At 62.0% G+C, this 8,560-nt stretch carries 9 protein-coding genes and 1 pseudogene; 3 read left to right on the top strand and 7 right to left on the bottom strand.

Features of this window, described 5'->3' with window-relative positions:
• Nucleotides 1–8 precede the first annotated feature (8 nt).
• Both AC3FKH_RS32560 and AC3FKH_RS32565 read left to right on the top strand, forming a co-directional pair.
• Nucleotides 9–1,085 carry a primase-helicase zinc-binding domain-containing protein gene (locus AC3FKH_RS32560; RefSeq protein ID WP_488679724.1) on the top strand — a complete coding sequence of 359 codons (1,077 nt, stop codon included), beginning with the start codon at nucleotides 9–11 and terminating at the stop codon, nucleotides 1,083–1,085.
• A gap of 101 nt (nucleotides 1,086–1,186) precedes the next feature.
• Nucleotides 1,187–1,396, top strand: a complete 210-nt coding sequence (locus AC3FKH_RS32565) for a hypothetical protein (RefSeq protein ID WP_316157472.1) — start codon at nucleotides 1,187–1,189, stop codon at nucleotides 1,394–1,396.
• A 777-nt stretch (nucleotides 1,397–2,173) separates the two neighbouring features.
• On the opposite strand, the gene AC3FKH_RS32570 is transcribed toward AC3FKH_RS32565, so the two are convergent.
• Both AC3FKH_RS32570 and AC3FKH_RS32575 read right to left on the bottom strand, forming a co-directional pair.
• Complete coding sequence (locus AC3FKH_RS32570) at nucleotides 2,174–3,175, bottom strand: PRTRC system protein D (protein WP_488679725.1); 1,002 nt, start codon at nucleotides 3,173–3,175, stop codon at nucleotides 2,174–2,176.
• A gap of 578 nt (nucleotides 3,176–3,753) precedes the next feature.
• Complete coding sequence (locus tag AC3FKH_RS32575) at nucleotides 3,754–3,987, bottom strand: hypothetical protein (protein ID WP_488679726.1); 234 nt, start codon at nucleotides 3,985–3,987, stop codon at nucleotides 3,754–3,756.
• 299 nt (nucleotides 3,988–4,286) lie between these two features.
• Between AC3FKH_RS32575 and AC3FKH_RS32580 the strand changes: the two genes are divergently transcribed.
• Nucleotides 4,287–5,438 carry an integrase domain-containing protein gene (locus tag AC3FKH_RS32580; protein WP_488679727.1) on the top strand — a complete coding sequence of 384 codons (1,152 nt, stop codon included), beginning with the start codon at nucleotides 4,287–4,289 and terminating at the stop codon, nucleotides 5,436–5,438.
• A 566-nt stretch (nucleotides 5,439–6,004) separates the two neighbouring features.
• On the opposite strand, the gene AC3FKH_RS32585 is transcribed toward AC3FKH_RS32580, so the two are convergent.
• The 5 genes and pseudogenes from AC3FKH_RS32585 to AC3FKH_RS32605 all read right to left on the bottom strand — a co-directional run.
• Nucleotides 6,005–6,595, bottom strand: a complete 591-nt coding sequence (locus AC3FKH_RS32585) for a hypothetical protein (RefSeq protein ID WP_488679728.1) — start codon at nucleotides 6,593–6,595, stop codon at nucleotides 6,005–6,007.
• Between the two features lie 53 nt (nucleotides 6,596–6,648).
• On the bottom strand, nucleotides 6,649–7,059 hold the full coding sequence (locus AC3FKH_RS32590; protein ID WP_488679729.1) for a hypothetical protein: 411 nt from the start codon (nucleotides 7,057–7,059) through the stop codon (nucleotides 6,649–6,651).
• A 77-nt stretch (nucleotides 7,060–7,136) separates the two neighbouring features.
• Nucleotides 7,137–7,580 carry a DNA translocase FtsK gene (locus AC3FKH_RS32595; protein WP_488679730.1) on the bottom strand — a complete coding sequence of 148 codons (444 nt, stop codon included), beginning with the start codon at nucleotides 7,578–7,580 and terminating at the stop codon, nucleotides 7,137–7,139.
• A complete protein-coding gene (locus tag AC3FKH_RS32600) occupies nucleotides 7,570–8,187 on the bottom strand; it encodes a DUF1173 family protein (RefSeq protein WP_488679731.1) in 618 nt (205 codons plus the stop codon). Before AC3FKH_RS32600 ends, AC3FKH_RS32595 begins: the two co-directional genes overlap by 11 nt.
• Before the next feature lie 284 nt (nucleotides 8,188–8,471).
• Nucleotides 8,472–8,560, bottom strand: a pseudogene (locus tag AC3FKH_RS32605) (AAA family ATPase); the annotation flags it as partial.

The following is an 8,560-nucleotide window of genomic DNA, read 5'->3' on the forward strand; positions in this document are numbered from 1 at the left end:
GCCATCCCATGAAAGAACTGAGTGACATTGTGAAAAGCTGGACGCCCGCTCAATGGGACGCTCTGGTGAGACAGTACCTGCCAGCGGAAGTCCTGACGGACAACTTCTGGCGAGGACGTCCTGGTCCTTGCCCCCTATGCGGCGGCCATGACCGCTTTACCTATGACAACAAGCGCGGCCGCGGCGATTGGGTGTGCCGCAAGTGCAATGCGGGCAACCCCAAAGCCGGCGACGGTCTGGAGCTTGTGCGCTGCTACACCGGCATGCCGTATTGGCAACTGCAGCGCGAATTGAACGGCGAGCCAGCCGTTCCGGTTGATCCTCGGCCTTACCGGCCTGTTCCCGCGCCGCATTGCAGGCCCGATGACTCCGCGGCCAAGATGCGGCGCATCGTCAAGCAGTGGAACTCTGCCGCCGAGTTGGTACATGGCGATCACGCCATGCGCTATCTCGCAGCCCGGGTTCCGGATCTGCGAGCGCCGCGGCCCGCTTCGTTGCGGCTGGCGGTGCAGGACTACTGGTATGAGGGCCAGCTAGTCGGTCGCTATCCCACCATCGTTGCGCAGTTCAGCCTGCCAGATGGACGCATGGCCACGGTGCATCGGACGTCGCTGGACCCGGTATCGCCTGCCAAGGCGACGATCGTAAGCGCGGACGGTGAAATCCTGCCGGCCAAGCGAAATGACGCATCGGCGTTACCGGTTGCAGGTGGCGCGGTGCGATTGATGCAGCCGCGTGCCGGTGAAGTTGGCGTTGCCGAAGGGCTGGAGAATGCCTATGCAGCTTACATGCTCTTTGGCGTGCCGGCCTGGAGTTGCTTGAACCGTGTGCTGCTTAGCCAGTTCGTGGTGCCACCGGACTTGGGCATCCACACCGTGCACATCTTCGCGGATTTCGACAAGGTCGATCCGAAGACAGGCAAGTCGCCCGGCATGGCCGACGCGTTGAAGTTGGAGAAGCGGTTGCGGGCCGAAGGGCTGTGCACGGTCATGCATAGACCGAAAGTCCGTGGCACGGATTTTTGCGATCAATGGCGCACCGAGCACCAGCTGCGCCTGATGTCTCAGCAGGTAGCTACAGCCTGACCAGATCGCCACCAGACGGTGGCGTCATACTTAAACTCTGCCCTGTGGGTCCTTCCCATAGGGTAGGGTATCCCGTGGCAGATTCTCCAAGGAGAAATGTAATGCCGCAAAAGGGATTCACAGCAATCATCAACAAACTGCATATCCAGGCCATGCGCGCTACGGCAGCTACGGAAGTCCAGGCCGGACAATCGGAAGCGGAGTTCTTCGATGTGTACCGCCGTGAGCCGTCCGGCAGCTTCACCTTCCTGGGCCGGAAGTTCTCATTCGATTCCGCCCTCGATTACTGTTTGGCGCCGACTCTTCACTGAGAGGCAATCCCATTAACAAAAAAAGCCCAGCGTACTGCTGGGCATTTTTTTTGTCTGAGGATATCAGCGACGCTTTCGCTTCTTGATGCCATTGTAGACAACCAGAGTGGCCTCTAGAAGGCACCACCCAATGAGGACGGTGAAGACGAAACGGTTAATGCCTTGAGTGTTGGACAGGTATTCGAACATGGCTCGGTATCCTTCGTGTCTTTGAACGATATCAGGTTGCCACACAACGAGAGTCAGTCAAGCGCCGCGAAACTCCGCGGCGCCTCGCTCACCCGAATCGCGCCATGGCGTCATTGAGCGCGCCGACATCCAGGCCGGCAAGCGGGCCAGTGCCGGGATCTACAGGCACCAACACTGGTGCGGTCACTGGCGCAGCCTGCTGCCCCTCCGCTGCGGAGGCTAACGCGTGTTGCGGTCTTTCCACAACAAGCTGTCGTACCGCTGCCGGCGACGACGGCGAGATCTGCGACACGGCTGCATACGGTGCGGGCGGCTCCTCTTCGCTCGCTGCTGACCGATCAGGCCGACCCCGGAGCGGAGCATCTAGTGCCGATGGTGCAACGATCGGAGCCGTTGGTACAGTATGCGGGCGCAGCAGCGTGTCGGGACCTGAGCTGAGCACAAGCTGTAGCCCTCGCTGGGCGAGCAGCTTAAGCATGAACGCCCGCTCCCGGGCTCCCGGGTACTGCCGCAGGTAAGCGAGCAGATCGGGAGCCGAGTCGGCGGACAGCGTCACGGTCATCTGAAGCTTGTCCATGGCCGGCATCCTCAGGCAGCCCTGGCGGCATGCCGTGCGGAACCGATGGTGTAGAAGCCGCGGACGTTGGCGAAGCACGGCGCGTCCATGATGTGGATCACGTTGAGCGGGAAGGCAGCACGGATGGTCGGGGCATACAGCTGGGCGCCACCACCGGTCAGGATGATGGCCCGGATATCTTCGGTGCGGCCGACGCGTGCCTGAATCTCCTTGACTGGCTGATGGGCGACGGCCATGGCCTCCGCCAGGTAGGGCGAAACATCCAGATCCTGACCATAGAACACCATGGGCTTGTCATCGCGAATGGCCTTGTCGATGCGCTCGATGCTGTCGGTTGGCTGCCCACGGTCAGCCGAGATCAGGCTTGCCACCTGCTGGTAGATGCGCGCTGCGCCACCGGGCGCCCCGCCGCTTCGGGTGTCGTCCATGGTGTAGCCGCGCGCCACCACCCAGTCGGTCGTGAAGTAGCCGACATCGATGACCAGGTAGGCATTGTCAGGGTCGTACTTCTTGCCGCTCTGCTGGATGTACGTGATCAGCGTGCCCAACGGCTGCGGCAGCGGGAGGACGCTGTTGATTCGGACATCGCCCCAGCCAAAGTCATGGGTGCCGGTGAAACGGTCCTTGAGGTAGGCCGAGTACTTCTGGGTATTGTGGACCGGCAGGCCGAGGACCAGCCGATCAACCTCCTTGGCATTGGCGTAGTGCAGCGATCCGGCAAGCAAGGCAGCGTAATTGGGCGTCGTCACATAATCCTCGGAGAGGGAGCGACCGGTATGGACATGGGCGGCGCTCAGCGAGACATCAGGCCCGACCTCATATCGCGCGCCGTCGATCTCCATATTCACGACGTTGCGTGCCCGGAAGATGCCACCAGCGTGCGTGGTGAGGGAGGATGTCGCGGCAACGGGTGCCAGGGACGGGAACATGTTAGTTGCGATGTCCGAGCCAAGTGGGAAGGCGGACTTGGTGTTGCCGTAGCCAACATCGATTGCGACGGTCGAGAACTTCATTTGGACTCCTTGGCGATTCATAGAGGTGGATGGCTCGATTTGCCGAATGTCCTTCGTACCTCGAGCAAGTGAGACTTCGTGCTCCCGAGTCCCACTCACTCACATCGGGGCGGTGCGGGCATCTGGGACTTGGTCGGACTTTGTCGGTCTTGCTTTGAGAACGTCGGATTAATTGGCAGATCGACATAGCCCACTCTACCGTCGGAAATTCGAAGTCAAGTCGCCGAAAGCTCGCGATTTTGCAGTGGCAAACGTTGCCGTTTGGCGCACGCCTGGTATATGCTTTGAGCACTTACCGCGTCCCCGACGCATCGACCTCGCCGCCAGTTGCGCGGCAAATCCAGCACGCAAAGCCCCGACATCCTGGCCTTGCGATCGCCAGTTGTTCACGCCGGAAATTGAACCGGCATTTTTTTCAATCAAATCAAGTGGACCGTGTCGGATAGTGAGGACACCGGACACCGCGATAGCAAGCCGATTGGCGGTCTGTTCGTGAAAATAGACCGTAGTGTGGACAATTCCGAAGCCGGACACCGGACAGGTGCTCTGTGGAATTTCCACGAATGCCCGACGCCCTTTCAGCCGCTTGGCTGGGCGCGGATCACGAAGCTCGACACACCGCGGCGGGGATGATCCGGCTTTGGGGCGGGGAGCTGTTTGCGTACCGAACGAACGGTGGACGCAGGCTTCTGAGCAATATCGACCCGGGGGGCGCTACCGGTACCAGAACGGCGCAACAAGTAATCACTCATCACGGCATCGGCCGGCTGCACCAGGACGAAATCCCTGGCGCGGTCAGGGCTGGCATCCATTGATGCACCGGATAGGGTGGCCGCGCAGCGGCGTGCAAGGCGAAGGCCTGCACCCGCACTGCGGACAGTCACGACGCATTGCTTCCATGCTCAGGGCTGATCGGTTTGGCATCGCTAAAGGACAGGAAGGTAGTGGCAAGACCGGCTGGGTGGGCCGGAAAGCTGGGGGTGGTACCCCGGAGCACCGAGGGGACAAAGCCGGATCGGGGGGCGGCGCTGTCCAGCAGCGAGCTGCGAGGTCCGATGGCGGACACTCGCCCGTGGCCGCACGCGCGAAGCGCAAACGTTCGAGAACGCCTATGACCAAGACTATCAACCTGCGCCCCATCATTAACCAATACAACCTGCCAGAGAGATTCAAGGCTGAGTTCGCAGTCCTGGCTGCGGAACACTTGCACCTGCCGCATAGCGGGACGCGAGTCAGCGGCAGATCGCTGTCGCAGATGTCACAGCGGCAGCGCGTGCAGGCACATCTCGCCATGTTCGTGGAGCTGCGCAGCATCGGGCGTATGGCCGTCACCTCGCCCTATAGCCTTCGCCATAAGCACATCCGCTGGCTGGTCCAGTATTGGGTGGAGGAACGCAAGCTGAACGTGGGAACGGTGGAGCTACGCCTCACCCACCTGCGTGCGCTGATGTCATGGATGGGGAAGACCAACGTGGTCGGCCGAATCGACGACTATGTGCAGCGACCGTCCGGATACGAGCGCAACTATGTTGCGCGCGAAGACCGGTCGTGGGATGGCAAGGGCATTGACGCGGCGGCGAAGATCGCCGAGATCGCGGTCACGGACGCCCACGTCGCACTGCAGCTCAAGCTGGAAGCTGGCTTTGGCCTGCGAGCAAAGGAAAGCTGGCGATTGCGGCCTGCTTTGGACGTCCTGCCATCGGGAATGCTGCTCGTGCATGACGGCACAAAAGGCGGGCGCGCCCGCCGGGTCCCGATAGAGTTCGGCTGGCAGTACGAGTTGCTCGGCCAGGCGGCAACACTTGCATACGTCACGAATCCGGAGCGAGGCACGCTGATGCCTGCTTCCTTCTCCCAGAGCCGGTGGCGCCGACGCTTCTATACCGTTCTGGAGAAGCACGGAATCACCAAAGACGGCGACGGTGTGACGGCGCACGGGCTGCGTCACCAATACCTGCAGCAGATGTATAAGCGGGAGAGCGGCCAGCCGGCGGCTGTGAAGGGGGGCGGGCGAGTTGTTGATGTGGAGGCACACCGCGAAGCGATGCGCAAGGTGGTGGAGGCCGCTGGCCACAGCAGGGCGACCAAAGCGAATGCCTATCTTTCTACCTATTCCACCCAGTTGAGCTTGGGTAAGAAGGAACCCACTCTGAATGAGGTCAAGGCCGCAATCTTGGCCGCCGATGGCAACAAAGCAGTGGCTGCGCGGCAGCTTGGGATTTCAAGGACCAAGCTCTATCGAATTCTTGCCAAAGAGGGCTGAGGCCGGAACTGCTCTGCGGAAGCAGGCCCCTATTCGACGCTGGTCGGCCGGCCTTCCGGCCAATATCCGCAAACGCTCGATGGCAAAGGTATGAGCATGCTCATACTGTTTTCCCAGAAAGCTCGCAGAAAAGGGGTCGCTTTTACCGAAAAGCCGCGTCAAAGCAAAATCCTTGCGCGGGCCCCTTGTGCTTTGTTGCCATTTTGGTTGCCCCATAGTCAGCCAGGCTGGCGCGCTCATTCGCGGCAAGCCAGTCGCTGTCGCGCGGCAGCTCGCGGGCGGCATCCACCGCTTTCGGGGTAAGGTATTCCCGGAGCGCCGTTCGGGTCTGAGCGGAGCGCGTCACGGCATAGGCGCGGTAACACAAGAGCCGCGTCTGGCTGGTCTTGGTGATGGCTGGCGCCCGCCTTGCGCCATTACGTGTGCACAGGCCCGAGCCGGTGAGTCCTTCGCGCTGGCCGCAGCTGGGGTAAAGCAGAGGAAAATCGAGAGGGCGGAGGCGAGCGGTCGCAGCATGGGAATGTCCTGGCTTGTGGAGCTTCCAGCTTGCCGCGGCCTGCGCGAAGTCAAGGCTCGGCGTTATCCGGCAAGCTGTCTAATGCCCGCGCGACAAACTCTTCAAGAATGGGGAAGGGCCATTCATCGTCTTCCTTCGCTTCCTCGGCGATTGCTGCGGCGAGGGCCGGTATGTGATCGAACCGGACCAGGGGGGCGCCATCTATATAGATGACCTTCGAGCGGCGGACGAGTTTGCGGTACCGGCCGGCGTCCTCCAGGACGGTTTCGGGCGGGGATACATGTTTGAACTGGAATCCAGGCTGCGCCAACGCCGCGGCCATGGCGGCGAATTTCGGTCCGCTCGTTGCCCATTCGCCAGTAGTCGACGCGAGCAGGTTCAGGAAATAAGGAATGTCGGAGGAGGTCAGCTCACGGCGGGCGAGCATGGAAATCGTCTGCTGGTCTGCCGGCCGGTGTTCCACCCGGGTGTTCCAGATCGAGCGCAACTGCGCAAAAGCGGTGCCCGTGTCAGTGGATTCCAGGCGGACTGGCGACGTTGAGATACCGCATTCCTCACAGACGACGACGGCCTGCAGCCGGCCGGCGATGAAAAGCGGGGCGCCATCGCAGTGGGCGCAGTTGAGCAGGCCGGTTGGCATGGCAAGGTCCGGGTGGAAAAGCCGGAATTATGCCTGCACCGACCGGCTGCCCGTTAAGATTGCTCGTCAGGCCGTTCGAATAGCGGCTCGTTGATGGCGAGGTATCGAGTCGAAGTGCTGAGCAGGCTCCGGCACGCCGTGCCCTGGAAGCCCTGCAGTATTTCTCTGTGGTCGCGAAGCGTCCGGCCGATCTGCCAGAACTCGTTGAGCCAGTGACCCTCAGGCCCCATCGGACCGCCGTGGCGGCCGGTTGCGATCGCGCCGCGAATGGCTAGGACGGTTTCAGGCGCCGGGTATTCGGATTGGTTGTTATCGAACTGCTGCATTGCTACCTTGTTGATTGGCCCAATGCAGGGCCGGGTGGATGTGGGACCCGTCAGCCTCTCGGCTCGGTGATGTTTAACGCGGTAGACCCACAGCTGGACGGACGCGGCTTCTTTTTCATCTGCCTTGGGTGTGGACATAGGAATCCGCTCGTCCGGGTTGGACCAACGCATAGGGGCGACGATGATCCCCTGTATCTCGCTCAAGTCGTGGATGCCTAAGGCTCACCAGAGCCCAGCGCTGCCCCGCTTGCCCTGAAGCATCGGACCGGGAACTCGAAGAGCGCCGCGCAGGCGCACTGGTCGCCGCAACGGGCCGAGACGGTTGTCTCTGCAGCCAGGCCATAGCGAATGGCAGAGGCCCGAAGGTGGGCCACGTCGATGCAATCTTCGGTAAGCGCGGCCAACACCTCCTGCGCAAAGCCGTTCAGGCGCGCCAGTTCCGCGCCGATAGGGCCGTGGATGTAGAGGTAAAGGCCGTTTTGCATCTTGCGAACGACCATCGTTTCGGCGGCCATGCGGGCCAACAGTGCTTCCGCAGCTTGCCAGCCGATGTGCAGATGGCGCTGGATTAGCGCCACCGACGCGGCACGGTGTTGGTGGACCAGTTCCACTGCCCTATGGAACAGTTCTTCATCCATCGCTGCGTGTTCAGCCTGCATGGGTGGCCTCCGGGGCTGTCCCAACAGGGGACGGCAGCCGAACCGCGGAAAGCGGTTGCGCGGGAGCGTTCCATTCGACGAACGGCCCGCCGGCGGCGCGGTAGTGCTGGCGCTTTGCCGCCATTCGGGTGTCGTATTCCGGGTTGCCAGCTATTCCCAGCACGTCGATTACCACCTCTGGCGATGTGTCGGTCAGCACGAAATCGGGATGAACCGGCGCGGTGCCGATGTGCCGGAGCGGTTTTCGGAAGGCGCGCCGCTGTGCCACCAGGTGGTCCGCCATCGCCACCTCGTGCGCCGAGTCGCAAGGCAGAAACTGCGCGTTGGTGAGCATCGCGGCCGCGTCCACGATCGTGAGGTAGTTCGACTTGGATCGTTCGAACAGCAGGATCGCCACGCAACGCTGATCAGGCTGACCCACCCCCGCGAGAGCCGTGCCATGGGAGCGCTGCCGGCGGGCGAGCAGGAAGATATCTCGGTGGCGCCGTATCACTAGCTTCAGGCGGAGCGTGGAGGTCTTGCCCGCGCCGGCGTAAGCCTTGACCTTGAGGGCGTCGCCGCCCTTTACCGCGTCAACGACGGCGTCCTGCTCGTCGGTCGGGGCCATTAGACCACCTCCAGCGCGGCTTGGCGATTCACGGATTCCCACGCGCGGCGTCGGATCTCGGTATGGCCGGAGTTGGCCTCGGCCACCCGGCGTGCCCGGTCACCGCTCAGTTCGTCGACGATGTAGATGAAATTGGTTGCGGTAGTCGGGCCGGGCCAGGACAGCCACTTCGCGCGGATCTGCGCCTTGACTGCGGATTTCGGTGAAGGTGATCAGCGGTTTCGGCGAACGTGATCAGGGAAGGACGGTGGTACTGCGCGGTCAGGAGATTGTAGCGTAGGTGATCACGATGCCCGTTTCTTGGCGTCGGTTGACGTGCGCTTGCGCATGGATTCGCCTTTGAGCGGCACCTTGTGTGCCTGGTGGACCAGCC

It is taken from the genome of Cupriavidus sp. 21MJTG02-4, assembly GCF_057798975.1.

Excerpts from the sequence above, each read along its gene's own strand:
- AC3FKH_RS32580 (WP_488679727.1), top strand. The coding sequence starts at position 4,287 with ATGACCAAGACTATCAACCTGCGCCCCATCATTAACCAATACAACCTG.
- AC3FKH_RS32575 (WP_488679726.1), bottom strand. The coding sequence starts at position 3,987 with ATGGATGCCAGCCCTGACCGCGCCAGGGATTTCGTCCTGGTGCAGCCG.
- AC3FKH_RS32570 (WP_488679725.1), bottom strand. The coding sequence starts at position 3,175 with ATGAAGTTCTCGACCGTCGCAATCGATGTTGGCTACGGCAACACCAAG.
- AC3FKH_RS32565 (WP_316157472.1), top strand. The coding sequence starts at position 1,187 with ATGCCGCAAAAGGGATTCACAGCAATCATCAACAAACTGCATATCCAG.
- AC3FKH_RS32595 (WP_488679730.1), bottom strand. The coding sequence starts at position 7,580 with ATGCAGGCTGAACACGCAGCGATGGATGAAGAACTGTTCCATAGGGCA.
- AC3FKH_RS32600 (WP_488679731.1), bottom strand. The coding sequence starts at position 8,187 with ATGGCCCCGACCGACGAGCAGGACGCCGTCGTTGACGCGGTAAAGGGC.
- AC3FKH_RS32585 (WP_488679728.1), bottom strand. The coding sequence starts at position 6,595 with ATGCCAACCGGCCTGCTCAACTGCGCCCACTGCGATGGCGCCCCGCTT.
- AC3FKH_RS32560 (WP_488679724.1), top strand. The coding sequence starts at position 9 with ATGAAAGAACTGAGTGACATTGTGAAAAGCTGGACGCCCGCTCAATGG.
- AC3FKH_RS32590 (WP_488679729.1), bottom strand. The coding sequence starts at position 7,059 with ATGTCCACACCCAAGGCAGATGAAAAAGAAGCCGCGTCCGTCCAGCTG.